This is a genomic window from Bacillus sp. NTK074B (assembly GCF_017303375.1).
In the GTDB taxonomy this organism is placed as follows: Bacteria; Bacillota; Bacilli; order Bacillales; family Bacillaceae_B; genus Rossellomorea.
Map to the genome: position 1 here is coordinate 24,901 of NZ_JAFKOH010000002.1, position 24,876 is coordinate 49,776.

A 24,876-nucleotide genomic window follows, 5' to 3' on the forward strand; every position below is an offset into this window, starting at 1 on the left:
AATAAGTCGTAATCCTCACGGGTTTCCCAAAATGCAAATACACAAGCAGTGAGATTTGGATCCCGCCTGATTGTCCAATGAATCCATTCACTGAATGAAGTCGGCTCCATTGCTTTTGAGATTCAACAATCATTCTTTCTAATTCTCCCTCTCGCTGGAGGTAATTCTCTTGATCAACATTTCTTCAACTCAAATATTTTCATGGATTTCCAGTAAAGTACCGTCGGGATCGCGGAAATGAGCGACCCTCATCCCCCACTCAACTTTTTCCATGGGCATTGTGATAAATTCCACTTTTTCTTTCAGTTTTTCATACGACTCCTCTACACTTTCTACTTCAAAAATCAAAGCAACATGGTCGACAAGAGATGCTTCATGAATATTTTCACTACCCAGTGCATCCGTCATCTGCTTCCGCTCAAATATACCTAAATGTATCTTTCCAACTTTAAACTGCCCATATTGGGAATTTTCATCTCCCCAGGATACTTTGAATCCCATAACATCCCTGTAAAAAAGGAAGCACTTTCTATAATCTTTCACCAGTAACCTGGTATGTGTTAAATTCAAAATAAAAACCTCCTCTACCACTCTTCTACTACCAATTATTTCAAATTACTTTATTGAATACAATCTTTTTCTTACAGCAAACTAGAAAAAGGGGTAAAATGAATGATTCTATTTGTTAAATGCTTACGCTAATAGAATGATTGATTGGATCAATTTAATAAGTCTAGTCATGGAATGACAAAAAGCCCAGTCTTTTGATGCTGGATTTTCCAATTCTTTGTTAGAACGGGAAATGAAGAGGGTCACATAGGTTTCATACTAATGGGCTGTGTCTCATCACTGCCCAGTCCCGCCCCCGGAGTCACGCCCGCCACCCATCGTGTAGTTTCTATCTTCTCCTGGTTTCGCATCATGGTCTATCCCCGGGGTGTGCCGGTCATTTCCTCTCCTTTTACGTCTGATATCAATGACTAATGCAAGTAATAAGATCCCGCCAATTAAAACTGCAAACCACGTCATTTATATCTCCCCCTCATAAATCATATGTCGAAGACGGAAATCAAATGCACTCCTACCTCTTTGCCCATATGAGTATCACAATGACTGACCTATTCGATCTAAAAACCTTTGTACAGTGGAATTAAATATATCCGGTTCATCCATATTTGCTGTATGCCCTGCATTCGGGATTAAGCCGACCTCAATATCCGGATTTGAATTTTTAATATAAGCAACTGACCCCACTTCATGACAATCGAGACTTCCATTTAAAGTCAGTACTGGCACCTTAAGACTTTGTAACTCTTCTTTGGTAACGCCGGGATAATTGTAGGTCATCGTGTGAATAACTTTTTGAATAGTTTCCTTCCATTTATCCCCGTGCAGTTGAATAAAATGTTGTGCAATTTCTATGTCATTCTCTTCAAGGTGCAGAAGGTAATCATTCTGTTTTTCCATGACCTCTTCCAACTCTTGTGGAATATAAGGAGAATAACCAGTCAGAATGACCCCTTTCACAAGTTTCGGCTTTTGTAATGCGATATGTATGGCCAGTGACGCCCCAAGTGACAACCCTAGAATATACCCTTCTCCTTTTTCATTCATCATTGAATACAGAGATTGCAATGTGTGGTCAATATAGTTATCCGAAGCCTCTATTATTGAATCCCCATGTCCGGGCAAATCGAGGATTATAAGCTCGTAGCGATCTTCAAAATATGAAATCTGATGTTGGAAGTGTGTTCGTGCCGTTCCCATAAAACCGTGCAGCATATATAGTTTTTCCATTTTTTAATCTCCCCCTTATTGTAGCCTTCCACAGCCTTCCTTAATGCTCCTGAAAGGTTTTCCTGAATCCATAAAACGGTCTGTACCCTTTTTGTTCATAATACGTATGGGAAGTAGAACTTGCCAGCATCTCTATTCTCGTATCCGGATACAAACCATGTACGTATTGAAGCAGTGCGTCACCGATTCCCTTTCCACGAAACACACGATGGATCAGTAATTCACAGATGAATAGGGTGATAGATTGATCGGTCAATCCCCTGATATAAGCGATGATTTCTCCTTCATGTAATGCCACATAGGCGATAGTAGAGTTGTTCCATGCGTTTTTTGTGCTTTCCTTCTTCTCCACCAGGTTGTTCCACTGTTCCTCTGAGTTTAGATCATGAATACGCGTAAAGTCTTCCTCTCTATATTCTCGTACTTCAAAGACTACATTATCTTTCAGACTTAATTCCATTTCGCCACTCCCCACTTTCCACTTTTAATAATTCCGTAACCCCGCCATTCACCGCTTTAGAAAGATTCACCCATATGACTGCACCCATTGGATGCTTGTAAGGGAAAGGTTCATCAAACAGCGTTGGCTGATCCAACACCCATGCATATGTCTTTTTGTAAGGCAGCGAAACGACGTCTTTTCCGTTAGCACCATGCCTTATGGAGTTCTCACGGTAATCTTCCAATGTCAATTCTATACTGTCTTTGATTTCAACTGTTCCTACGACTGTACCGGTACCGCTCTTTATTAATCCTACGCGTCCTCTGACAGCCGTATTAGAACCCCGTATCTCCCAGGTCTTTTCCCCTTTAAGGATGTAGTCGATCCATGGTGCTCTGATTATTAACCCTTTCATTGATGGCTCCTTCTACACTTATTTTGTGAACAGGACGATCGACTCCACTCCGATAAAACTCCTGCATATAGTCTTTTGTTTCATTTAACAGAGAAAACTCCAAGTCAAATTTACACACTGATATGAATCATGATTACTCATTCACTTTAACATAATTATCCAATGACGATAATCCCTTTAGGATAAAAAAAAGAAGCTAACCTCTGGATCAGCTTCCTACACAGTGCGATATACGTTAATCCCAATCAACGACAGGTTTATCTACTTGAGCCTTAATCCCCAGTTCAACTGCAGCAGCAAAAATCAATTCCTTCCTGAAATAGTAGCTGATGTGATGCACGATTTTCTCATTCTCCAATTCCTGATACTGTATATCATGAATTTCAGGACCTTTGTCGCCTTCTGATAGAATGACGATGACATTTCGTCCCCACAATCTAAATTCCACAGCCCTCATACATGGAAGTCCATATTTCATGGAACCTGAGCGCATTTCTTCCTTTCCAAATTCCTGGAAACCCAGTGCGGCATCATTTTGTGCTTCTTCACTGATTAATGCCAAAACTGCGTCGATATCCCCCTCATTCATGGCTTTCAGGTATGCCTTGATGATCGGGTGAGTTTCAGATTGTGTCTGTTGGTTTTTGCTCTCATGTACATCTATCGTTTTCAGTTTTTCCTTCATACGGCGGACTGCAGCATAGACTGCTCCTGGTGTCGTCCTCACCATACCAGCCACTTCCCTGGCATCGAACCCGAATACTTCCCTCAGCAAGAAGACAGCGACCTGACGGGGATAAAAATGGTCAAAAAGAATGTGTAACGCTTCTTCTGCCTCCAGCCCATCTTTTGAAGTATCTTGAAGACGTTCATCTTCTTCAAGGAGACCGACATGTCTTTTTTCTTTTCGGCACTGGTCAATCCACGTGGTTGTTGCCATTCTGTACAAGTAGGCTTTCGGATTTGTAGGATGCCAACGCTGGTAGTATCCTCCGAACGCTTTTAGCATCGTATCCTGAAATAAATCTTCCCCATCCCAAGGTGAACCCGTTAAATATCGGCAATATTTCCATAAATCTTCTTTAAATCCTTCCATCATGGAATGAAACTCACTCGCCAATTCCCTGTTTTTTTCCGTAAACAATTGATCCATGATTTCGCTCATATTTATCCCCCTCAACAATTTTCATTCATATGTAAAACGTTTAGCTACCGCCAAATTATACGGACACGACAAAAAAAGTGAAAAATATTTATTTCACTTTTTTATTTTACCATATTATTCAATTTTCCTTAATCAAGGACATAGGATACTATTGCCCATCGTGAGGCACCAATTCCTTTCTTGTTTGTTCGTGCTCCCTCCTTTTGTGTGCCTGCCACGTACGGATCATACTTGGTACACCAACTGACATGCTCACCATAAAACTCCATACAGTGTACATCCACTGGCCAGTGTATAATGCTACACAAATAAAAAACAACAGTTGACCCAACAGGGCAAACCATGAAGCAATCCATGCGAATATCAGATTCTCTTTCATGCTATTTCCTCCTCAATATCCATCTAATAAATGACCTTCTCCTGCATGACGGTATGCATGTGATTGTGCCATTTTATTCTCGACCATTTTTGTCAATTCCGCTTCAGCTTGAAAATATCCATATAATGCTCCGTTATCAGCAATAATTTTTTTAACGTATTGAAGTTTTTCATAAGCTTTTTCCTCATTATTCTGCAGGTGTGCGATGATGGCTTTTCCTCTATAGTAACTGACCGCCTCTATTTTTGTGAGCGATCGTTGGAGTTTTATCATTTCCGTTACGTTTGGTTCATTGCTAAAAAAAAGCGAGAGCTGTTCCAAATGAATGAGAAAACCAAGGATATGTTTGTCTTTCTTTGTAAAGGGGATGTTTCGGTAGGAATTAATCTTTTCCATAGCGGGTTTAAATCCATTCGAAACCACTTCCCGGTAAAAGATCATCTGGGCATAAAATATATTTCCCTTCTTCACTTCCTTCTCTTCTGCCTTTTGAAGATACTCTCTGCTCCAATCAAGGGGATGCTTCTTACTAAGCAATTCTTTCATGATAAGTAAATCGTCAATGAGATTGAATGACTCCTCGTTCTTTTTGAACAGCGTAATAAGCTGGTACCCATCACTTTTCATATGTATTTTCATTGGTATGATGGTGGCCATAAATATCGCACTATTCATCGTAGCTGAAAATAATAAGAAATCGTTATGCATCCATACATAAAGGAAATAGCTTAGTGATGCCGCGGCGAGTGAAATGGCTGGTCCCCCCGCAACGGCCGCTGCCCATTTTAAACGCAGCTTTTCCTTTGTTGTCGAGGGAGGGATCATCATGGCCACACCACCTATAAATAGCCAACGTTTGTTTTCTTTTATTTGAATCCCTTCCATTGTCATTTCAATTTGAATTGGACCTGCAGTAAAGAAACCAAATTCAAACCCATTCCATTTCCCGACTATGACATGCCCCAGCTCATGGAGGCAGATAGCCAACCACCCTGAAAATAAGATACTGACGACTAGAATCGTACCCTCCCTTAATGACTCAATGGAAAATCCTATCGTTAGCAAAATAAATCCAATGGCCGTGACCCATTTAGGGCTATTTAGTGATTTCAAAACTCGTTACCTCCTAACCAACTATAGAAGCAACCACGATCATAACCGTGATTGCTTCATTGTACTTTAATTCATCACCCATTTATCCTTCAAGAACAGCACCCTGCCAATGATGAAGATCATCACCATAATCACCAGATTACTACCGATCGTAATGGCGATGTGCTCATAATCGACAACCCCCATCAGGAGTTCTTTAAATTGGCTGAAGAGGTTCAGAATCGGGATGGCAAAATGTTTGAAAGTGAGTTCATTAAGTCCCACATTTGTGATAAACATGCCTGGAAATGCAGCAAGCATCATGATGGGTGCACTGTAGCTGCCTGCTTCCTTGACGGTTTTCCCTAGAATGCTTGTGATCATCTGGAGCGATGCAATAAATATGGCATAGACAATGGTAAGCATCAGGGAAATCCCGACTATCTCATAGACATTCTCACCGAAGGAAACTGCTTTTTTCAGATTTTCTGTAAACAGACTGATTTCAACAGCGAGGACAACGAGGGTGACAAGTCCTGTGATGACTCCAACAGAAGCAATGGTCAACCACTTTGACAACATCAATGTAGAACGTTTGATAGGTGTCATGAGCAATGCTTCCATCGTTTTTTTCTCTTTTTCCCCTGCGAATAAGTCTGCAGCCGATGGTGAGGTTCCCACTCCTATGGATATGGCCAGGATAAGAGGTACAAGGAAAGATAGCAGGAACATGCTCCCCTCATCATCCGCCACCTCTTGTTGTGTGATAGTGAACGGCTGAATGATGGAAGGGTCCGTCCCCTCTGCTCTTAATCTCTCTGATGTAACTTCTTTTTCATAGGCGGTTAGGGCATTTGTAGCTGCATTCATAAGATTACTTGAATTCTGGCTGAAGGAGTCTCCGATTAAAGTGATTTCAGTTTCCTTTCCCTGACTGATCCTTTGAATGAAATCAGTGCTTACCATCATGGCGGCAAGTGCTTCTCCCTCTTCAACAGCTGCTCTCGGATTGTCGGTCTTTACAAGGTCAATATTTTCAAATCCTGTGAATATTTCCGTGAGTTCACTACTGATAGAGGTGTCCACTGCAAGGGCATAGGATTCCCCTTCTCCTCCGGAAACCATATTCTCATAGAAGAAGACAAGTCCACTCATCATGAAAATCGGAAGGAAGACGGTAAGCAGAAGAGTTCTGCGGTCTCTGAAACTGTCTTTCAGTTCTTTCATGTAGATATTAAGAAGCATAGTGCTCATCCCCTCTCACCAATTTACTCATAAAGATGTAATTCAGATCCCTGCTCTTTTCAGTTTTATATAATTCTTCAATTTCTCCTTGGTACACCAGTTCCCCTTTATGCATCATGGCCACTTTATCACACAGCATCGATACTTCCTCCATGATGTGGCTGGAGAAGAGGATGGTCTTGCCTTCCCGCTTCAGTTGATGGACAAGCTGGCGAAAAACATTTGAAGACGTGATGTCGAGACCGGTCGTCGGTTCATCAAACAAAATGATATCCGGATTGTGGATTAATGTTCTAGAAATAGCGACCTTCTGACGCATCCCCTTAGAGAATCCTCCTACCCGTCTGTCAAGATAATCTCTCATTCCGAACATCCTCGACAAGTCATCGATTCTCACTTTCGTTTCATGCTTGCTCAAGCCGTAAAGTCGGGCGAAGTATTGCAGGTTCTCCCTTGCGGATAAACGGTCATATAAACCCGTTTCACCTCCAAATAACACACCGATCCTCGTTTTGATTTCGTTAGGATTTTTAATGGTATCGTAACCTGCTACTTCTATGAAACCCTCTGTAGGTGTCAGTAAAGTGGCAATCGCTCTTAGAAGCGTGGTCTTTCCTGCCCCGTTTTCACCGAGAAGCCCTACCACTTCCCCTTTCTGAACGGAAAGAGAGACATGCTTTAAAGCGGTTATATAATTCTTTTTATCTTTAAATGTCTTTGTCACTTCATTAATATGGATCAATTTTTTCACCTCATCAATATTTTATATATTCTCATCATACAAACGAAAGGCGAAAGAATCTTTACTTATGTCGTGAAAAGTCCATTTCTTGTCGTGAAAATGCCAAATCCTTCTTTAGAAATGGTAAAATGAAGTAGAAACATAGAAAAGCGGGGGGAATGGAAGTGAAGGTTGGTCTGGTAGACGATCGGATGATCGATTTAGATAAATTAAACGGCATCGTTTCCCGTGCTGACGGTGTGGAAATCGTCTTTTCCACCACCTCCGCCGAGGAAGCCTATGACCAAATCAAGAGAGAAACCATCGACGTTCTGATTGCGGATATTGAAATGCCCCACCTATCTGGATATGAACTGGCTGATATCATCCACTCTCATGCCCTCAATATTTCGGTCATTTTTGTAACAGCAAACAGTGGATATGCCGTTCATGCCTTTGAGTTGAACGTCCACGACTATATCATGAAGCCATATACGAATGACAGGCTCACGAAATCTATCGAGCGACTGATGGAAAAGTCGAAGTCGGCTGAGTTGAAGGGCCGCCTTTACCTAAAACAAAAAAATGATATACATATCGTACAGAAGAAAGATATCGTCTTTATTGAAAGATCCGGCCGCTCCACGACGATTTACACAAAAGAGGAAAGCATCAAAACCTATCTCACGTTGAATGAATTAGAAGGTGAATTGCGGGAAAGGGATTTTATCCGTTCCCATCGGTCCTTCATCATCAACATACACTTTGTGAAGAATTTCTCCCTTTATGCGAAAAATTCATATATCATCACATTTGAAGGTCTCGATGCTCAGGCCATGATCACAAAGGAAAAAGTAGAGTACATGCAACAACATTATTTCTAAAAGGTGGAACCGCATTGAAACAAATGATTATCTACTGGTTCGTACTATCGTTAATAGGATTTATACATATTCACCAAATATTTATGAATTTCCCGTGGCAATTGCCATACTATCTTACTTACCCGGCTGTTTTACTCATAGTATATTTGTTTTATAGAAAAACGATTATCCATACTCCCGATTTCATCCGAAAATGGAATATCCCTTTCTCTTTGGCACAAGGAATGTTGTTAGTACCATATGTGGCTGAAAAACCATCGTGGCAGCTGGGAGCATTATTTCTCGCATTTATCGGAATTGAAATCGCCAGATGGGATGTGGCAATGAAAATGAAGAGACTGATGAATGACCAAAAGCAATATGAAGAGGAGCGCACTCACCTGACAGAAACGTTCCGAATTGTCCGTAGTGAACGTCATGATTTCCTTAAGCACGTGACTTCCATTCACTACATGCTGGAAAATCATTACTACGAAGAAGCATCTGCCTATCTAGATGACCTGGTGGATGGTTATGAAGAAACCAACCTATACATTAAAGGAGAACGGGGCAGTGTAGCAGGGATCCTCCAGGAAATGTACAATCGTGGGAAGGCTTCAGGGGTTACGATGATATACGATGCAGACATGCCACTTTCTACCTTGCCAATGAAGGATAAACATATCGTCTCACTGCTTGGAAATCTGTTATCAAATAGCATTGAAGCTTCCACCGAGTGGCAAAAGCATTCCGGTAGGCAGGCAAACGTTAGCCTGCAGTTCTATAAGAGAAGTGGACTATATATGATTATTTGCCAGAATCCTTCTTTACCGATTCCGACACCGATCCTTGACCGGTTATATCAAAGGTATGGTCATACGACAAAAAATAATCACGAAGGCCTTGGAACAAAAATTATTCAGGACACAATCCATGCCTACACGGGTTCCCTCGACTTCACGTATAAGGAAGAGGAATTCACCGTGAAAATTAAGATTCCCGCCATTCATTAAGTGCTTTCAAGGCATTATCATACATGAGGTCAGAGATTGTTCACTTCCGACCTCTCTTTTTTTGTTGATCCATGCACATTGAAACGTTTTGAACAAGAGCATGCGGGGAATATGCTTATGAACGATTCGAGAGGAGGAACCTCATATGATTGGAGCATCTGGAGTTGCACTGTATATTATTATTCCTCTATTGATTATTGCAGGAATTATTGGAATAACGATCGGTTATTTTAGAAAAAAAGCGAGAAAAAATAGAAACTTCTAGGAATCAAGATGCGTATGAGGCTCAGTTTTTAGCCTGAGCCTTTATAATGCAAACAATTGATATATTTGTGTCATGCCCATTTAGAATTTACCGATGCCCCTCTTTACGTGCCTGAATGTAACCATAATACACACATGTTCCATTTCCCGTTAAATCTTTTACTTCGAAGCGGCAGGTTTCATAGAATTTGAAATTATTGGCAGAGGTATGAGCAAACCAATCACCAACAAATTGATTGTCTCCTTCCTTATGTGTTAAGTGAATATTCGCAGTTGCTTTATTTGTGTTTTTATCCTGCTGAATTTCTTCCTAACTTCACTTCTATCATCTGGCAATAATGTGATTTCAAACAGATCCGCGATTGATTCTGCAACCATTTCCACCGTCATATTGTTTGTATGGATACGGTTTTCAAAGATTTTGTGTGATAAACCTACTATGCATCTGTTGATCTGTTTTGCTCCCCATGAGTTCTTTCTATCTCCCCTTTTCCTTAATCTCTTTTCAATTATCTCTTTGTCCGCCCACAGAACAGCATGCTTGACAATTACACCATCTCTTCTTAATTCAGTAACAATTTCATGGAAATAATCTGTATCGACGATTGTCATGGGCACAATGATGACACCATTATAATGTTCATCAAGATATTTCAGAATGGAATAGTTGCATTCCCTCCAAGGTGTGTAATCTTGAAAATCTGCTTTCGACGCCTGTTCAGGAACCATCTTTCTGAACAGGTATCCTACTTTTTCCGGGTCATATACAAAGGAATCAGGTATTCGTCTATGTAATTCATATGCCGTTTGCGTCTTACCGGAACCAAACGCACCATTGATCCAGACAATCAATTCAATCACCTCAATACCCTAAATTCTTTTATGAATGAAAGCTCTATATACTTCCCCTATCAGCCCTTTCAGCTGATGAACACCCGTGTCAGTATTGGTCATGATCACCAGTCCGTTTTCTTCATAAGGGTTCGCCACCATCATGCATTGAAAGCCGACACCCCAACCAAGTGAAGAAATCTCAACCCGTTCACATCCGAGATCAAGAAAGACTCCAAGACCCATCCATTCCACTCCACCCTGTGGCTTGATCATGTCTTCTGCGGCAATGGAAGTGAGGAGATTACTTTCCCCCTTAAGGGCGGTCATTAATTCCATCACCATAATAGCCACTTCCGTTGGGGTGGTCCACAGGCCGCAAGCAGCAGGATAAGGATAAATCGGGTATTTTCCTTCTACTAATCCATTGTCTTTCGTGTGACCACAAGAAAACTGATTTTTGAGAGAAGGCAATCCATATGTACTTTGATTCAATTGCAGTGGCTGAAATAAATGCTCCCGTATCACCTCTTGAAAGGATTTCCCCATTATATTTTCAATCACAAGCTGAATCATGCAATAACCGGCATCGGAATATGAGAAATCGCTTCCAGGCTCCACTTTCGCTTCAATCAGACTGTTGAAATAGGGTGTCGTCCCTTCCAATAGTTCTTGCATGGTAGGTACTCCCCATAGAGTATTGAGTTCACCGAATCCGTTGATGGGATCAACAATCCCAGACTGATGACTGAGCAAATGTCTGAGAGTCATGACTTCATTACATAAATTCTCATGGATAATCCTTGTTGACAGGTATTTGCTTACATCTTCATCGATATGTAAAATACCCTGTTCCGATAAGGTCATGACCAACATAGAAGTGAAAAACTTACTGATGGAACACGCATTAAAGATAGATTCCTGATCAACTCTTCTTGTCGATCCTATTTCAAGGGAACCAAAACAGTCTGTTCGTCTTATCTCAGCACCTTCAATCATCGCCATGCTGACTCCTGCTATTCGATATTCTTCCATTTTCCTCATTAAGTTCATTGGTAGTGGTTCCATCGCAGCCCCCTGGGTTTTGTTTTGACTTCAGGATGATCAATAGTTGAACTTTATAGGGATGTCACGAACTGCTCTTTTCCAAATCATATGATCCGAGCCTTTACCCCAGTAATTCTTCAAACAATAATCCGGTGTCCCCAGTATATGGGACCATACCTTTTGAGCCCTCGCATATCCACTATCCAGACAAAACTCTTCAATGTCTCTGCTCTGGAACGTGAGGAGCATGGCGTTCAGCAGCAGCGAGCCAATTCCCCGCCTTTGAAAGCCGGGATGTACAAATACTGTTCCTATCTCATACAAACCCTTTAAAGTACCCTCTGTTATAGAATTGATCAGGTCACTGGACGGTCCATATTCAATCGTCCCCACACCCATCGCTTTGAAAGTCAGACTCCAAATAGTTTATCTTTGTTGTAATTTCATTCTTGATGTCCTCTTGAAGCGAAGTTAATCCTTCTTTTGCAAAAGTATCTTGAATGACCGTACAAAAGAAGTGATTCAATTCATCTTGATCCTCGATTCGAGGTCGATACATCTCAATGTCATTCACTCTGTATCACTTCCCTGTTAATTTAAGAACAGACTCAACAATGACATCAGGACGATCCAGAAAGATTGAATGACCTGAGCCCTCTGCAAAGATCACTTCGCCGTTTTCGGATAAACTTCCTTGTTGAATGATTAACTCTTCCCATTTCTCTTCAAATCTTCGTAACTCCCATTCCGGTATGTACGTCTCTGTGTCTGATAGAATGGTATGTTCTTTATCCCGTCCGATTACCACAAGAGGGAGATTTGGAAACTCATTCAATTTCTTAATGATTTCAGCATCCTTCTTCCAGTTTTGAATTTCGGATGCCATTGCTTTGTAAAGGGAAGGTTGAATTTGGAACGCGATTAACTTCTTTTGTACTTCTGCAGGAAAGTGTTTGTGTTTTTCCAGCAGGGAAGGTTGGATGATACTGATCAATTGCTCCTTTTCTTTTGAAGCATAATCTAGACATTTAAGCACCCATTTGTCATCAGATTCTTCATTCAGAAAGTGAAGGTCCAGTTCATCCAACTCTCTTACGTTCACCGAAGTAGAATCTACTAGAACCATTCCAGCCACCATTTCAGGATGCACTTTCACATAATGCTGTGCACACAAGCCTCCATATGAGTGTCCCACTAAATAGATAGGCTCTTTTACTTTCAAGAAGTGAAGAAGTTCATACAGGTCCTGGACTGTGGCAAAAGTATTTCTCACTTCCGCTCCCAGTTCACTATCACCAAGACCGGGGCGGTGATACATGAGGACTTGAGTTGTCTTCCTTAACTCTTCTGTGACTTCATACCACTCCTCAAATGAGCAGCCCATCCCTGTGAGAATGACGATTAATGGACCGGAATGACCTTTTTGGAGTATTTCCAATTTGTGATTATTGATGATTTGCAAACTGTTCATAACTGGTTCCCTTTTCATGATCACATGTGACTTTGGCTGTTACTTGCGGTAAGCAGCCTTCTGGTCATCCGGATTTGTCCTCTATGATTAATCTCATCTTCAAACACATGAAACCAAATAAAGTAATGGTTGGATGCCTGATCCTCCCATAAGGTGTCTTGAAACAGCCATTCATCATTGCGTGTGGAGAGTTCCAGAAGTGTATGGCTCCTGACCTCATGAAGTTGTGTCAGGTAAAATTCTAAGGGATTTCCTTTTATTGTTGCTCTTCCCTTTTCCCCAAGCCCATAGGCTGCACCCCACTCATCGATTTCCAGTTGATTGGGTTTCCTTCCTTCAAACAGCTCAATCTGAAACCCCCTCTCAACAGCCGCCATATGTAATAATAACGCTCCGATACTGTTTCCATCCTCACACGGTAAAAAATCCAGTTCAGTGGGAGTTAATCCCTTTACACTGTCCAATGTGGTCTTTCTAACATAGTCCATTTGAGAGACCAGGTAACTGATCTGCGGACTATAACCTGTTTGTTCTTTGATTCTATGTACCATTGAATTCTGCACCCCATCTGCCAATTTTTTCACCCTGCATGGATCAAGGTTGGTTCTTTCACTGGTGAAAGGACATCTTTAGGGATCCATCCCTCTTCCCCATTTTTCTTGATTAAGCTGTACCCTGCACAAGTATTATCTACAACAGAAACGACTTCCCCCTTCCTTACAGAAATCTGCGCACAAGAAAGATCAGTCTTTGCCCGGAATGTCCCATCTTCATGTTGATGAAGGTATTCATTCTTGACAAATAATTGTTCATGGGTACCCTTTTGTTTACACAGTGTAAAGTGCTCAGATGAATGTATAGGAATCAATTGATAGTGTGGATATGAAATAGCTCCAGTCATTGCTTCCGAATGAAAATCCTTCACAACCTGACAGGTGGGTAAATGATCTGTATGCACATGGGAAAAAGTGTCCCCACTTTCTGCTCTATGTATGATAAATGCATTTAACTGTCCTGAAGATTTAATGACGTTTCCTCCATCAATGGAGATGATTTTCTTTTCTTTATTCACAATTGGATTATTTGAAGGGATATCACTGGTATAGTTGACTACCGGCCAGTGTCCGACAATGACATACTTTCCTGAACCATGTGATTTCTCAAGGAAAGAAGGCATCATGATGGCTGCAATTCGATCTGTTTCCCGCCAATCATCTTTGTCCTCAAGACCTGCATGGACAAATATATAGTCTTCTGTATCAATCGCAGTCGGTAATTCCATCAGCCAATTAATTTCTTCAGAGAAATGATGAGCAAGGATTTCTTTCACCTCTTTGATCGTGGTACCATCATTCATGTCAAATCCCACTTCGTCAAGCCATTCCTTTAAAATGGAATGTTTTTTTGATCTTAAATAATTCATTAACTTTGGGTTCTCTTCCAGAAGGTCCTCCACCACGGTGTCACAGTTTCCTTCCGTTACATGGACGTTTTCATTCCTCTTTGATAAGTCCATGATAAACTTGAGCACACCTTTACTGTTACTTCCTTTTTCACAAAGATCACCGTTAATGATCAAATGATCCAGGGAACAGAAATGTATCTTTTGTAGAAGATCAGTCAATAGATCCAATTCTCCATGGATGTCTGAAATCACGATGATCCGTCCATGACTGGGTAAATGTACTGTTTTTATTTTTTTCAATGAGGGTCTCCTTCCACAAGTAATACTTTAAGCTTGAAGGGGCTTGTTCGGTCTTCCTGATCAAGCCTTCAGAATATATCCTAGTAGATCATTAATATCCCCGGAACACTTTTCCACTTCCGGTAAATGGTAGAAGGTAGTCGTAGTGGCCAAGTCATATATTTCATCCCCTGAAGAATAAAGAATGATCCTTTTCCGAAGACCAAGGGCGATGCCGAGTTCCACGTGACTTCCTTTTCCACCGGGAAGGATGAGAATGACTATATCTGAATCAATAATCGCTTCTTTTTCACACTGACCAATGTGTTGAAGGTCTTCTACTGTCGATGCACGTTCGTTTTGGGTCCAATCATATGTAAGGATATACCCTTCCCGTTTTAACTGTTCGCTTACATATTGTACAAGAGGTTTATTTAAAAATCCTGATGCCAGATAAAACTTCATAGTTCACTCCTTTTCCAGCTTATGAAACAATTTTCTCTGTTTCATGTAATCGATTGCCTTTGTTTTGTTTTTTTGTTTGACCACATAAGCTGCTTCATTCTTATCCCTCTGATAAGCAAGGAGCCTCTCCGGATCAAGATCTCCATCCTTGATGGCTGCTTTAATAGCACAATTCGGCTCAGTATTGTGGGTGCAGTTCTTGAATTTCCAATTGACTGCAAGTATCACGATGTCTTCAAATGAATCGGGAGTATGTTCTTCGGGATTCATAATTTCATTTATGTTTTTATTGGGGTTCATAGTGGTTCCTTTCCAAGTTCGGTATTTCATTTAACCTCAGGAGTGACTAAAAAAACAACCAAGCCAGGACAAGTGATTATATACCTCGAATATTTCTTGCTGTCGGCTCCTATCCCCCATTTCCATAGACCGGCCCTAACCAGATACACACCAAGCATTGTCATAAAACATGTATAAAGATGAATACCACTTTTTATTTTCCTTGTACCAAAACTTTGATTCATAAATCCCCAAAAGGATACAACAATACATATTCCAATTATTCCAAATTATCTCATAGAAAACAATGCTTTCCTATATAAAAAGAGGCTGGGACATAACTAAATCTATACACTCTAAAGACGAACATTTAGATCACGTATTACACCGCTGATGATTTCCGTGCAAGACTTCGCTTTCCGCGGGCGGAAGTCTTCCTCTTGCACTCCAATCAACGGCTAGAGCTTAATACTTGGATTAAGCTCTAGCATAAAAAATAAAAAATCCGAACGAGTGATTGGAATAAAACGCTTACTCGTTCGGATTTTTTTAGCTGAAACCCTTTTGTCCCAGCCTCTTCTTCATTCTGAAACTCGATCATTTCTTAGATCGATGTAAAGTGTACCATTTTTCTGAAGCTCGACGTTGAGCGCATCTTTTACATTTAACTGGAAGTAGTTAAGCTTACAATTCCTTCTGATGGAATATAGTTAGGATGGCCTGTAAAGACATTTTGATCTCTTTTTGTTAACGGTCGAGGACCTGGTTTTATTCTTAACGTTAATTTCCCGTCCGTTCCAAAGATGGCACTAGCGACTTCACTTATGGAAAATATATTTTTCTCCCTTGGGAGTATACTTAATTCAGGTGCACACTTCCATTTTAAGAGTTTATGACAATATCGGCGGTTTCAGCCGGTATGTAGTGGGTTACATAATATTCTTCAGCTTTCCAATATCTGTTCTCAAACTTTGATATATTTTGCTTTGTTTCAAATGTTTCCCGCTCAAATCTTGTTGCTTTAGGACAATCCAGATAGATGATCTTATCAAAGAAACCCTTCCATTCTTTTCGTTGAAGGAAGACCCCTTCTACAATGATCAACCCTCTATTCGGTAACTGAATGGTTCTGATCTCATGAATATCAGAGTCATTCTGATAAATAGGGAGGGTGAGCTGTTCGCTATCTTTCATTCTTTGAAAAAAATGCTCCTTTAGCCACTCCACATCCCATTGCAAATGGAAGTACTCATACCACTCCTCAAATCCAGTGTCATATCTCCGCTTCCGTTCAACAATAAGATCATCAAGATGAAAAATAGAATAGTCGAGGTCCTTTTTAAACATATACTGGCTCAACTCATTAACAAAAGTAGTTTTACCCGAACGGCTTAAACCATCTATCCCCAAAACAAACCTCCCTTCTCCATACTGAACACCGATATCACTCATTAAATCCTTCACATTCACCACTCCCTGATTGGAGGGACGGACCTCTTATTTCAGACCTAAAACCCTACAGATTAGGATTTGTTGGCTAAAATGGAGGTCCGTCCCTCATTTATGCTTCTTGTATGAAGGGGCTTGGTTCCCTTATGCTGAATAGCTGAAGTTCGTGCATGGATCTTGTGCATAGGCTGAAGAATAGTCTGCGGAGGTTTTCGTCTCCGTAGATTTTTTTGTGAGGCGCCGTAGATGATGACGGCGTCGAATTCAATTCCATTGTCCAAATATGCGGGAATGTCGACAATACCCTGTTCGTAATCGAGTGTTACGCTTGTCATAAGGTTAATGCTCCATAGAATCCCACATAGAAAAACGCCAATCTCTCCTTCTGTGTTTTTTAAAAAAGAGAATTACTCTACACCGTCATCTTCCAGCTTGTCATTGCAAGCCACCGCTCCTTCTCTTTATAATCCGGAACGATTTTCCCAACCAGCCGCCAGAAAGAACGATCGTGATTAAGATGTACCATGTGGCACATTTCATGGACGACAACATAATCAATGACTTCCTGTGGTGCCATGGCCAGCTTCCAGTTAAATGTAAGCTGCCTCCTTCCATCACACGTTCCCCATGTCTTCTGGCTATCCGAAATGCGAATGGACCGGGGCTTGGTTTTAAAATGGGGTTGATGTATTGAGATGCTCCTCTCAACGATTGCCTTACACCTTTGGTAGTAGAAACGCTTTAACGCCTGCTTGATTGTTTTATCCTCTACTTCTTTCACTTCGACAACTAAAATATTTCCTTTCAAAGTCACATGGTCTTGCTCAATATCTGGATTGTGATGAACTTCTATGGGAAAGTTCTTGCCGAGATACAGGAAGGGTTCTCCATGATGATAGGTCTTCAACTGAGGTCCATGTAAGCGTGCCTTTTTTTCTTTGGATTGTATAAGGACTTTCTTCCAATTATCCTCCAATAAACGGATGACGGATTCTTCATCTGTGCCTTTGGGTGCCAAGATTTCAATATTTCCATAGTTGTCCAGATATATGCCGGTTGATTTACGATTTTTATATGTTAATTCAAAATGGAGTGTTTCCCCTGAATATGTATGATTCATTTCTTAACCTCTATATTTTATTGCTAACCCCTTTAAGAAATTGCGAGCGTACCGATCACCGCAGACGCGATAATTTTTATGGCCTTCCCTTCGGAATATCGCACCTAATTCACCTTTTGAAATATGAACATCAGCAGATTCCAATATTTCAATCAAATCCTCACTTGTTAGCGATAGTGCTATCTTCACTTTTTTAAGAAGAAGATTATTTACATGTTCATAAGTAAGTGACGGTTTTTCAGACTGTCCAGGTTTTGGCTCCTGCCGTCCTCTTTTGAACGTTATGAATCCATTCAAAAAGGACTCGAACATTTCATCGTCGCATGGAATATGCCCATCGTTTTCTACGTCAATATCAAGTTCTTCTTCTTCCATCGACTTCGTAAGGACCTTCAGTACCTCTTCTTTCGACAAGTCCATTCCGCCCAGCTTGAAGATCTCCACCATCTCTGTATTTTTAATATCGAGAGCATACCGCAATCGAATTAGAATATCATTATTGTCAATATTCATCTTTATGCCTCCTGAGAATTTGCGCTTTACTAAATCATTAGCTTATCATTTAAAGGACAGAAAAAGAAGCTTATATGAACTACCCTATAAAAAACACCTGGAATTTACTCGTTTTGTCGCTTTCTCATTGGCTGTTTTCTTAAACATTGTTGCTCCTGGATGTAGCGAGTGGCGGTTGATTTCCGCTACAGGTGCTCGCTTTCCGCGGGGCTAGCGGTGAGCCTTCTCGGCTTTGCTGAGGAGGCTCGGCCGAACGTCCGTGGAAAGCGGAGCGGTTCCCTTCACCCTCCTGCACCACAACCTAATTGACAGAGCATCGTCAATCTAAGTTTGGATGCAAATAGCAACAATCTTTGGGAAAACAGCTTTCTTATTTGAACCAAAGGTCCGTCCCTCAAGAGGACAGACCTTTCTTTAAACGGATATGAGCGGGAATTGGAGGGTGACGGTTGTTCCTTTGCCGGGTTCACTTTGAAATTTTATTTCCCCGTTATATTTCTTAACGATGTTAAAACAGATCATAAGGCCGAGTCCTGTTCCTTTACTTTTTAATGAATAAAACGGGGTTCCAAGGCTTTTTACTTCTTCACCCGTCATACCTCTCCCATTATCCGAAATTCGGATCACGGCATGTCCTTTCTCCTGGTTAGCCGTGATAGATACAGAACCGCAATCTTTAGATGCTTCAATCGCATTTTTTATGAGATTAATGAACAGTTGCTTCAATTCGATTGAATTAGCAGAAATATGACATTCCTTTTCAATATGTAGATGTATACTGTTATCATTTAACATTCCGTACATACTCAGGAGCTCTGTTACATCCTTTAGGACCATTTCAACGTCGACATTTTGCACCATTCCTTTGCGATCAGGTTTTGAAATGGACAGGAATTGAGAAATAACATGCTCTGCCATATCCAACTCGTTAATCATCAGGGGGAAATTTTGTTTCGATTTGAGTGTCTCATCTTCTGCATAGTATTGTAGAAATCCCTTCACGACAGTCAGGGGGTTCCTGATTTCATGCGCAACAGCTGCGGCCAGTTGCCCCGTCGTCTTCATGCGTTCTGCCTGTTGTACCTGCTCATAATATACACGCTGTTTCTGCATTCGAAGATTTGTTAAATGAAAAATGAAATAAAGAAGAATTTGACTTGCAAAGAAGTTCACAACATTACCAATCAGGTCCTTATAAATATAGGGGTATAGGAACCCTTTATCGATCCAGGCGATAAAGCTGAATGTAAATCCAATGAAGACAATATTCAGCACTAAAGAAAAATAAAATAGCCATTTATCAAAAAACAAAATGGAAAACGCCGGGATAAAACAAAGGAGAATGAAATCAGACCATGTTTCCGGGTAAAGATAAAACAATATATAAAAATATCCCGTCGAAAAGATGACTGTCATATATCTTAAAAATGCATTTTCATATCGAGGGTATAAAACCAGGCATAAGGAAATGATGATAACCATAACACCATGGATTACAAAGCCGGAATTTAATTGATTATCAATCAAGAGGCCTACCGTCATCAATAAGATGATAAACGAAATGATTAAATAATAATACTTTTTATGCAAACTTTCTTGGAATTCTTTCATCACTATACTCCTACTAGTAGTCTAGAAATTTCCCATTCTATGTCAGGTTATTGTAACTATCTTACAAACAATAATGAAAGTCAATGCTTTTCATTTTGTAGGTCCGTCCCTGATTGGGCGGCCGGCAGGTTGAGCAGAGAGACACAACAATCGACACAAGTGTGGAATGTGAGGAATGGTTTATGTAAACCAGGGTGCTAAGACGCAAAAGAAGGCAAAAAATCTTCTACGATTCTTTGCCTTCTTTCAATGCATTTAAAATATCTTCAACAATTCATCGAATGATTCTACCATAAACTCATAGGTATCCACTTCCCCAAAACCATACGATACATAAACAAAAGGGACCCCTGCCTCTTTGGCTGCTTTTTGATCTCCTTTTGTATCTCCGACATATACTGGTTCTTTTAAATGGTTACGCTCGATGATGAGTTTGATGTTGTCTCCTTTTGAAAGACCAGTCCTCCCAGGGTTCTCATAATCATTGAAGTGCTTGTCCAGTCGGTGATAATCATAAAAGGCTTCAATATACCCATCCTGACAATTGCTGACAATGAATAATCTATACTTCTTAGATAGTTCCCCCAAAACAGAATCGATGTGTTGATATAATTCCCCACCATGTTTACGTAAATGAGGAATTTCATGTCTTGAGAGGTCTTTCAATAACTGAACACGTTCTTCTTCTTCTAATTCCGGGAATAATATTTCACCTATTTCTTTCATTTGAAGGCCCATGGTCCCTTCTAGTTGCTTTCGGGTAATACCATTCAAATTTCCACCATATTTCGTGATTACCTTATTCCATGCTTCAAGCACAGATTCGATCGGATCCCATAGTGTTCCGTCCAGGTCAAAGATGATGCTGTCCATTCTCACTCCTCCTATTTTTCACTAGTTGGCGCTTCATTTTGTTTCGTAATAATCTTCATTTCTTTTACCGGCCAATAAACAATATTTGTCGTCCCCACTACCTCATCAATCGGGATTGACCCGATCTGACGGCTGTCCTTACTGTATCTTCTGTTATCCCCCATAACGAAAAGTTCACCTTCAGGAACAGTGAGCTGTTTCACCGGCGTATCCATTAACGTGAAGTCTGGGGTGAGGGAGCCAATCACGGATGTTTTTTGCTTGTCCAGGTAAGGTTCTGCGTATGCTTTCCCGTTTATGTATAGTGTATCGTTCTTATATTCAACCTTATCTCCCGGCAGGCCAATTATTCGTTTAATATAGTCTTCCGTTTTGGTTGCGTGAAAGACGATGATATCAAAGCGTTCCGGCTCATTTATCTTATTGACAATCATGCGGTCCTGGTCAAGTAAAGTTGCATTCATTGAAGCTCCCTCTACTACAATCGGGATAATGATAAAGGTACGAATAACAAATGCCAGTAGTACCCCAATGATCATAGGCTGTAGCCAACCCCAAATTTTTCTTTTATCTGTCTCCATGTACGTCACCCTTCCTTATAACACTCTCCCCATCAATTTATTTTAGCATAAAATTTTTAATTTTTTGTTTTATCTAGAAAAGATGTGGAATATGACAGGGACTGAATGTAAAGTAAATCATTAGAATAAGCAGAGTTAAAACTGGATATAGTCAAGTAAAAAGATGCGAAAACCCCAGAGTTCGCATCTTCAAGTAGTTTGATAGGTCGATAAGCGTTTCTATTCTTTTTCAGCTGCTATCGCATCTGCCTTCGTGACATGAACAGTTCCCCGTGGATGTTGAGGCGGCGCATAAATGGAGTATAACTTGAGAGGGATATTTCCGGTATTGATGAGATTATGCCAAGTTCCTGCGGGAATTATGATAGCAAAGTCTTGCTTCACTTTTTTCTCGTACGTTAAATGATCTTGACGATCACCCATACGGACTATCCCTTCTCCTTGTTCCAGCCGGAGGAATTGATCCAGATTGGGATGGATTTCAAGGCCAATATCTTCTCCAGGATTGATGCTCATCAATGTTACCTGTAGATGTTCTCCTGTCCATAATGCTGTGCGGAACGTGTCATTATTCACAGTAGCTTCATCGATATTGAAAGCATACGGTGAAGGGCCGAAATCCTTTGACATCATACGGCTCTGTTCAGCTGCTCCCAATTCACTTAACGTTCGTGCGTGCTCCCACTCATCCCTGCACGTATTCACCAGAACCTCATATACAACCGAGTGCTGGGCCTGCATGCTGCAGAGCCGAAACTGCTCATAATCCCCAAGCTCTATTTCATATGCCCTTTTGAGTCCCTCTCGATAATTATGAAACGGAATGGTTTCAACTTGATAAACCGGGTGAGAGTCTGTTAATGAAGTGTATACATTCGTTAAATCCCACCAATGTCTCTGCTCATCTTCCATCACGTGCAATAGGGAATCTCTCTCTTCCTGGTTCGGGGCACTATTCGCAAGTCTGTGATAGAAATCAACGTTAGTAGCTTTTTTTTGAATTCCACTCAGCAGATTGTTCACCAATTGTCCTGGACTACCCTCTGTTCCCGATAAGGGTGATGGATAGGTAGAAGCATAAAAAGAATATCCGTTCGGTACATTGTACATACTGATCAATCCCTTCAGTTTTTCACCAAGATATCATATGCTTAAGTAAGATAGGTGTGCTTATGCCCACCGACCGAAATAGATTCGCTTCATCATTCCAGAAAGCCTTTCCCTGTTTCAATATACTCTTCCATATTCGAAGGAGGTACAAGACTCCCGCCAGTTGCCCATACCAAATGAGTGGCGTGTGATAAATCAACTCCAATTGAGGAAAGATGCTCTTGCACACTTGGCTGGACCGGTCCGATCATACCAGCCAAAGCGGACGGCTCCAATGAAATGGATTCTGAAATATGCAGTTGAGCGAGCAATTTGAAAAGCGTCTCATCACTGATTGTGAAAAAACCGTTTAACATATTTTGTATCATTCTACCTGCCAGGGCAGACGGCCTTGCAACAGCTAGCCCATCGGCTTCCGTGCGGTTTGTTAAATGGATATCCCGTACAGATATTCGTTCATGCTTTCCGGTTGCAAGCCCCAATAGCATACAGGGGGACTGAACAGGTTCTGCAAAATAGCAATGAACGTGTTCGCCGAATACATGCTTTAGTCCGAAAGTAACACCACCAGGTCCACCGCCTACCCCGCATGGCAAGTAAACAATCAATGGATGTTCTCTATCTACTTTTAACCCTTCACTTTCTAGCTGATCTCTGAGCCTCAGAGCAGCGACTGAATAGCCTATAAAAAGATCTTTAGAGTTTTCATCATCTATGAAGAAAACTTTCGGGTCTGACATACACTGTTTCCTGCCCTCGGCTACGGCATGTGAGAAATCCTGTTCATGTTCCACCACCTCGACCCCTTTCTCCCTCAAGAGCTCCTTTTTCCAAAGCTTTGCATCCCGGGACATATGCACGGTTACTTTAAAACCAAGTGAAGCCCCTATAACACCGATACTTAATCCAAGATTCCCTGTAGAGCCGACTGTAATGGTGTACTGGGAATAGAACTCTTGAAATCGTTTAGACCCAAGTATTGAATAGTCCACTGATTCGTTGATCCAGCCTCTTTCGATGGCGATGGCTTCAGCAATCTTTAATACCTCATAAACGCCTCCCCTTGCCTTAATTGATCCTGCAATAGGGAGATCATTGTCGCATTTCAAGATGATTTGTCCATGTATAGGGGATTTGTAATAATCCTGAAGGGTTCTTTGCATACTGTCCAGATGTTTGATGGGTGACTCGATCATTCCGTTCACTGTCTCTGGAAATAACTTTTTCAGCAATGGTGAAAACCGGGCAAGTCGCTCCTCCGCTTCGACCATTTCCTTAAGGCCTGACTTTGTTATACTATTGCTGTTTAAGGAAGGGTTCTCCCAGAAAACTTCCTTCGCCGATTGCAGTTCAGATAATAAATCCTTGTTCAACTGATACATGTTCTCCTCCACGACTGATCCCTCCTGTATGCCTGTTCGGAATGTGTGATAAAATAGATGATATTCTTCAGAAAATTATAACAGAAAAGGAGATCCTAATTTCATGTTACCTTCTAAACTGAGAGCAAACATTCGATCCGGAAACCATCAAACGCACACCTCAGGGCTTTGTCAGAATTATGTACAAGCGAATTTGGTGATCCTTCCAAAAGAATACGCTTTTGACTTTTTACTATTCACCATACGTAATCCAAAATCATGTCCTGTCGTCGAAGTGTTGGAACCAGGACAATTTCAATCCCAATATGCCAAGGATTCAGACATTCGCACGGACATCCCTATGTATCACATTTATGAACATGGTGAATTGGTCGAGAAAAAGGTGAATATTGAAGAAGTGTGGAGAGATGATTTTGTCAGCTTTCTCATCGGCTGCAGTTTCACATTCGAAAGCCAGCTGATCAGAGGGGGGATCCCCCTTCGCCATATAGAAGAAAATAAAAATGTGGCCATGTATACAACGAATATCCAAACCGATCAAGCAGGGGTCTTTGGTGGGTCAATGGTCGTTTCCATGAGACCCGTCCCTGATTCACTTGTGCAAAAAGCAACGGAGATCACCTCACTATTTCCTAAAATGCATGGGTCACCCATTCATATCGGTGACCCTGATAAAATCGGGATCCCGGATATCGCCAAACCCGATTTCGGGGACTACGTGGGAATCAGAGAAGGGGAAACACCGATGTTCTGGGCCTGTGGTGTAACACCTCAGGCAGTGGCACAGCATGCCAACATCCCTTTCATGATTACCCACTCACCAGGCTGTATGTTCGTTACAGATTGGAAAAATGAAGACTATCTGCATGGAAGTTAATCGAGAGGGACGGACCTTGCATGTGCAAGTTCCGTCCCTCTCTATCTTACATTTCATTTGATCCTGGATATTTGCGACGGCAGGTCCATATAATGATACTCTCGAAAATTCCTTTATGGACGCTTCCAGCACTACGTTTCTTTTATCTTCCTATATATTAAAGAATGCAGGCTTTGACAATTTCCTC

29 protein-coding genes and 3 pseudogenes are annotated in these 24,876 nt (G+C 41.0%); 3 read left to right on the plus strand and 29 right to left on the minus strand.

What is annotated here, in order from left to right; genetic code table 11:
- Positions 1–189: 189 nt before the first annotated feature.
- From JI667_RS03475 to JI667_RS03520, 10 genes are all read right to left on the minus strand, one after another.
- Entirely contained in the window at positions 190–570 is a 381-nt protein-coding gene (locus tag JI667_RS03475; protein ID WP_206850595.1) for a VOC family protein, read from the minus strand.
- Positions 571–846: 276 nt separating this feature from the next.
- A complete protein-coding gene (locus tag JI667_RS03480; RefSeq protein WP_206850596.1) occupies positions 847–1,029 on the minus strand; it encodes a hypothetical protein in 183 nt (60 codons plus the stop codon).
- 75 nt (positions 1,030–1,104) lie between these two features.
- Positions 1,105–1,797 (minus strand): alpha/beta fold hydrolase, encoded by a 693-nt coding sequence (locus JI667_RS03485; protein WP_206850597.1) that lies wholly within the window; start codon positions 1,795–1,797, stop codon positions 1,105–1,107.
- Positions 1,798–1,837: 40 nt separating this feature from the next.
- A complete protein-coding gene (locus JI667_RS03490) occupies positions 1,838–2,257 on the minus strand; it encodes a GNAT family N-acetyltransferase (RefSeq protein WP_206850600.1) in 420 nt (139 codons plus the stop codon).
- A complete protein-coding gene (locus JI667_RS03495) occupies positions 2,235–2,654 on the minus strand; it encodes an ASCH domain-containing protein (protein ID WP_206850606.1) in 420 nt (139 codons plus the stop codon). Before JI667_RS03495 ends, JI667_RS03490 begins: the two co-directional genes overlap by 23 nt.
- Before the next feature lie 235 nt (positions 2,655–2,889).
- Positions 2,890–3,819 (minus strand): RNA polymerase sigma factor, encoded by a 930-nt coding sequence (locus JI667_RS03500; protein WP_206850608.1) that lies wholly within the window; start codon positions 3,817–3,819, stop codon positions 2,890–2,892.
- Positions 3,820–3,967: 148 nt separating this feature from the next.
- Complete coding sequence (locus JI667_RS03505) at positions 3,968–4,198, minus strand: hypothetical protein (RefSeq protein WP_206850610.1); 231 nt, start codon at positions 4,196–4,198, stop codon at positions 3,968–3,970.
- A 12-nt stretch (positions 4,199–4,210) separates the two neighbouring features.
- Positions 4,211–5,311: a M50 family metallopeptidase gene (locus tag JI667_RS03510; protein ID WP_206850611.1), complete on the minus strand. Its 1,101-nt coding sequence runs from the start codon at positions 5,309–5,311 to the stop codon at positions 4,211–4,213.
- 66 nt (positions 5,312–5,377) lie between these two features.
- Positions 5,378–6,535: an ABC transporter permease gene (locus JI667_RS03515; RefSeq protein ID WP_206850612.1), complete on the minus strand. Its 1,158-nt coding sequence runs from the start codon at positions 6,533–6,535 to the stop codon at positions 5,378–5,380.
- Positions 6,525–7,277, minus strand: coding sequence for an ATP-binding cassette domain-containing protein (locus JI667_RS03520; protein WP_206850617.1), 753 nt, complete (start codon positions 7,275–7,277; stop codon positions 6,525–6,527). The genes JI667_RS03515 and JI667_RS03520 overlap by 11 nt, the downstream gene beginning before the upstream one ends.
- A gap of 158 nt (positions 7,278–7,435) precedes the next feature.
- Here JI667_RS03520 and JI667_RS03525 point away from each other — a divergent pair, with 158 nt between their 5' ends.
- Together JI667_RS03525 and JI667_RS03530 are read left to right on the plus strand one after the other, a co-directional pair.
- On the plus strand, positions 7,436–8,140 hold the full coding sequence (locus tag JI667_RS03525) for a LytR/AlgR family response regulator transcription factor (RefSeq protein WP_206850619.1): 705 nt from the start codon (positions 7,436–7,438) through the stop codon (positions 8,138–8,140).
- 23 nt (positions 8,141–8,163) lie between these two features.
- The gene (locus JI667_RS03530) at positions 8,164–9,132 is read left to right on the plus strand and encodes a sensor histidine kinase (RefSeq protein ID WP_244668208.1); all 969 of its coding nucleotides are present in this window, start codon (positions 8,164–8,166) and stop codon (positions 9,130–9,132) included.
- 352 nt (positions 9,133–9,484) lie between these two features.
- On the opposite strand, the pseudogene JI667_RS03535 reads toward JI667_RS03530, so the two are convergent.
- The 19 genes and pseudogenes from JI667_RS03535 to JI667_RS03620 form a co-directional block, all read right to left on the minus strand.
- A pseudogene (locus JI667_RS03535) lies at positions 9,485–9,622 on the minus strand (N-acetyltransferase); the annotation flags it as partial.
- A 29-nt stretch (positions 9,623–9,651) separates the two neighbouring features.
- Entirely contained in the window at positions 9,652–10,254 is a 603-nt protein-coding gene (locus JI667_RS03540) for an AAA family ATPase (protein WP_368077885.1), read from the minus strand.
- A 12-nt stretch (positions 10,255–10,266) separates the two neighbouring features.
- The gene (locus JI667_RS03545) at positions 10,267–11,295 is read right to left on the minus strand and encodes a serine hydrolase domain-containing protein (RefSeq protein ID WP_244668190.1); all 1,029 of its coding nucleotides are present in this window, start codon (positions 11,293–11,295) and stop codon (positions 10,267–10,269) included.
- A gap of 36 nt (positions 11,296–11,331) precedes the next feature.
- Positions 11,332–11,848 (minus strand): annotated as a pseudogene (locus JI667_RS03550) (GNAT family N-acetyltransferase).
- A 6-nt stretch (positions 11,849–11,854) separates the two neighbouring features.
- Positions 11,855–12,745 (minus strand): alpha/beta fold hydrolase, encoded by an 891-nt coding sequence (locus JI667_RS03555; RefSeq protein WP_206850620.1) that lies wholly within the window; start codon positions 12,743–12,745, stop codon positions 11,855–11,857.
- 20 nt (positions 12,746–12,765) lie between these two features.
- Positions 12,766–13,296: a DinB family protein gene (locus tag JI667_RS03560; protein WP_206850621.1), complete on the minus strand. Its 531-nt coding sequence runs from the start codon at positions 13,294–13,296 to the stop codon at positions 12,766–12,768.
- Positions 13,297–13,325: 29 nt separating this feature from the next.
- Positions 13,326–14,450, minus strand: a complete 1,125-nt coding sequence (locus JI667_RS03565) for a metallophosphoesterase (protein WP_206850631.1) — start codon at positions 14,448–14,450, stop codon at positions 13,326–13,328.
- 60 nt (positions 14,451–14,510) lie between these two features.
- The gene (locus JI667_RS03570; protein ID WP_206850634.1) at positions 14,511–14,894 is read right to left on the minus strand and encodes a nucleoside 2-deoxyribosyltransferase; all 384 of its coding nucleotides are present in this window, start codon (positions 14,892–14,894) and stop codon (positions 14,511–14,513) included.
- 3 nt (positions 14,895–14,897) lie between these two features.
- Entirely contained in the window at positions 14,898–15,194 is a 297-nt protein-coding gene (locus tag JI667_RS03575; protein WP_206850636.1) for a hypothetical protein, read from the minus strand.
- A gap of 643 nt (positions 15,195–15,837) precedes the next feature.
- A complete protein-coding gene (locus tag JI667_RS23120) occupies positions 15,838–16,029 on the minus strand; it encodes a YetF domain-containing protein (protein ID WP_368077886.1) in 192 nt (63 codons plus the stop codon).
- 26 nt (positions 16,030–16,055) lie between these two features.
- Positions 16,056–16,643, minus strand: a complete 588-nt coding sequence (locus JI667_RS03580) for a kinase (RefSeq protein ID WP_206850638.1) — start codon at positions 16,641–16,643, stop codon at positions 16,056–16,058.
- 91 nt (positions 16,644–16,734) lie between these two features.
- A pseudogene (locus JI667_RS03585) lies at positions 16,735–16,969 on the minus strand (hypothetical protein); the annotation flags it as partial.
- A 65-nt stretch (positions 16,970–17,034) separates the two neighbouring features.
- On the minus strand, positions 17,035–17,742 hold the full coding sequence (locus JI667_RS03590) for a M48 family metallopeptidase (RefSeq protein ID WP_206850642.1): 708 nt from the start codon (positions 17,740–17,742) through the stop codon (positions 17,035–17,037).
- A gap of 3 nt (positions 17,743–17,745) precedes the next feature.
- A complete protein-coding gene (locus JI667_RS03595; RefSeq protein ID WP_206850644.1) occupies positions 17,746–18,255 on the minus strand; it encodes a DUF1456 family protein in 510 nt (169 codons plus the stop codon).
- A gap of 414 nt (positions 18,256–18,669) precedes the next feature.
- Positions 18,670–19,866, minus strand: a complete 1,197-nt coding sequence (locus tag JI667_RS03600) for an ATP-binding protein (RefSeq protein WP_206850646.1) — start codon at positions 19,864–19,866, stop codon at positions 18,670–18,672.
- 255 nt (positions 19,867–20,121) lie between these two features.
- Positions 20,122–20,739, minus strand: coding sequence for an HAD family hydrolase (locus JI667_RS03605; RefSeq protein WP_206850648.1), 618 nt, complete (start codon positions 20,737–20,739; stop codon positions 20,122–20,124).
- An 11-nt stretch (positions 20,740–20,750) separates the two neighbouring features.
- Positions 20,751–21,320, minus strand: a complete 570-nt coding sequence (gene lepB, locus JI667_RS03610) for a signal peptidase I (protein ID WP_206850651.1) — start codon at positions 21,318–21,320, stop codon at positions 20,751–20,753.
- A gap of 219 nt (positions 21,321–21,539) precedes the next feature.
- Complete coding sequence (locus JI667_RS03615; RefSeq protein WP_206850652.1) at positions 21,540–22,430, minus strand: cupin domain-containing protein; 891 nt, start codon at positions 22,428–22,430, stop codon at positions 21,540–21,542.
- Positions 22,431–22,522: 92 nt separating this feature from the next.
- Positions 22,523–23,812 (minus strand): D-serine ammonia-lyase, encoded by a 1,290-nt coding sequence (locus JI667_RS03620; RefSeq protein WP_206851141.1) that lies wholly within the window; start codon positions 23,810–23,812, stop codon positions 22,523–22,525.
- A gap of 103 nt (positions 23,813–23,915) precedes the next feature.
- Here JI667_RS03620 and JI667_RS03625 point away from each other — a divergent pair, with 103 nt between their 5' ends.
- Positions 23,916–24,689 carry a putative hydro-lyase gene (locus tag JI667_RS03625; RefSeq protein ID WP_206850654.1) on the plus strand — a complete coding sequence of 258 codons (774 nt, stop codon included), beginning with the start codon at positions 23,916–23,918 and terminating at the stop codon, positions 24,687–24,689.
- Positions 24,690–24,876 lie beyond the last annotated feature (187 nt).

Bases quoted from the DNA above. Each gene is read 5' to 3' on its own strand.
- JI667_RS03490 (WP_206850600.1), bottom strand. From the start codon at position 2,257: ATGGAATTAAGTCTGAAAGATAATGTAGTCTTTGAAGTACGAGAATAT.
- JI667_RS03625 (WP_206850654.1), top strand. From the start codon at position 23,916: ATGTTACCTTCTAAACTGAGAGCAAACATTCGATCCGGAAACCATCAA.
- JI667_RS03500 (WP_206850608.1), bottom strand. From the start codon at position 3,819: ATGAGCGAAATCATGGATCAATTGTTTACGGAAAAAAACAGGGAATTG.
- JI667_RS03560 (WP_206850621.1), bottom strand. From the start codon at position 13,296: ATGGTACATAGAATCAAAGAACAAACAGGTTATAGTCCGCAGATCAGT.
- JI667_RS03495 (WP_206850606.1), bottom strand. From the start codon at position 2,654: ATGAAAGGGTTAATAATCAGAGCACCATGGATCGACTACATCCTTAAA.
- JI667_RS03595 (WP_206850644.1), bottom strand. From the start codon at position 18,255: ATGAATATTGACAATAATGATATTCTAATTCGATTGCGGTATGCTCTC.
- JI667_RS03575 (WP_206850636.1), bottom strand. From the start codon at position 15,194: ATGAACCCCAATAAAAACATAAATGAAATTATGAATCCCGAAGAACAT.
- JI667_RS03530 (WP_244668208.1), top strand. From the start codon at position 8,164: ATGATTATCTACTGGTTCGTACTATCGTTAATAGGATTTATACATATT.
- JI667_RS03505 (WP_206850610.1), bottom strand. From the start codon at position 4,198: ATGAAAGAGAATCTGATATTCGCATGGATTGCTTCATGGTTTGCCCTG.
- JI667_RS03600 (WP_206850646.1), bottom strand. From the start codon at position 19,866: ATGAAAGAATTCCAAGAAAGTTTGCATAAAAAGTATTATTATTTAATC.
- JI667_RS03545 (WP_244668190.1), bottom strand. From the start codon at position 11,295: ATGGAACCACTACCAATGAACTTAATGAGGAAAATGGAAGAATATCGA.
- JI667_RS03480 (WP_206850596.1), bottom strand. From the start codon at position 1,029: ATGACGTGGTTTGCAGTTTTAATTGGCGGGATCTTATTACTTGCATTA.
- JI667_RS03620 (WP_206851141.1), bottom strand. From the start codon at position 23,812: ATGTATCAGTTGAACAAGGATTTATTATCTGAACTGCAATCGGCGAAG.
- JI667_RS03485 (WP_206850597.1), bottom strand. From the start codon at position 1,797: ATGGAAAAACTATATATGCTGCACGGTTTTATGGGAACGGCACGAACA.
- JI667_RS03525 (WP_206850619.1), top strand. From the start codon at position 7,436: ATGGAAGTGAAGGTTGGTCTGGTAGACGATCGGATGATCGATTTAGAT.
- lepB (WP_206850651.1), bottom strand. From the start codon at position 21,320: ATGGAGACAGATAAAAGAAAAATTTGGGGTTGGCTACAGCCTATGATC.
- JI667_RS03590 (WP_206850642.1), bottom strand. From the start codon at position 17,742: ATGAATCATACATATTCAGGGGAAACACTCCATTTTGAATTAACATAT.
- JI667_RS03555 (WP_206850620.1), bottom strand. From the start codon at position 12,745: ATGAACAGTTTGCAAATCATCAATAATCACAAATTGGAAATACTCCAA.
- JI667_RS03605 (WP_206850648.1), bottom strand. From the start codon at position 20,739: ATGGACAGCATCATCTTTGACCTGGACGGAACACTATGGGATCCGATC.
- JI667_RS03515 (WP_206850612.1), bottom strand. From the start codon at position 6,535: ATGCTTCTTAATATCTACATGAAAGAACTGAAAGACAGTTTCAGAGAC.
- JI667_RS03615 (WP_206850652.1), bottom strand. From the start codon at position 22,430: ATGTACAATGTACCGAACGGATATTCTTTTTATGCTTCTACCTATCCA.
- JI667_RS03570 (WP_206850634.1), bottom strand. From the start codon at position 14,894: ATGAAGTTTTATCTGGCATCAGGATTTTTAAATAAACCTCTTGTACAA.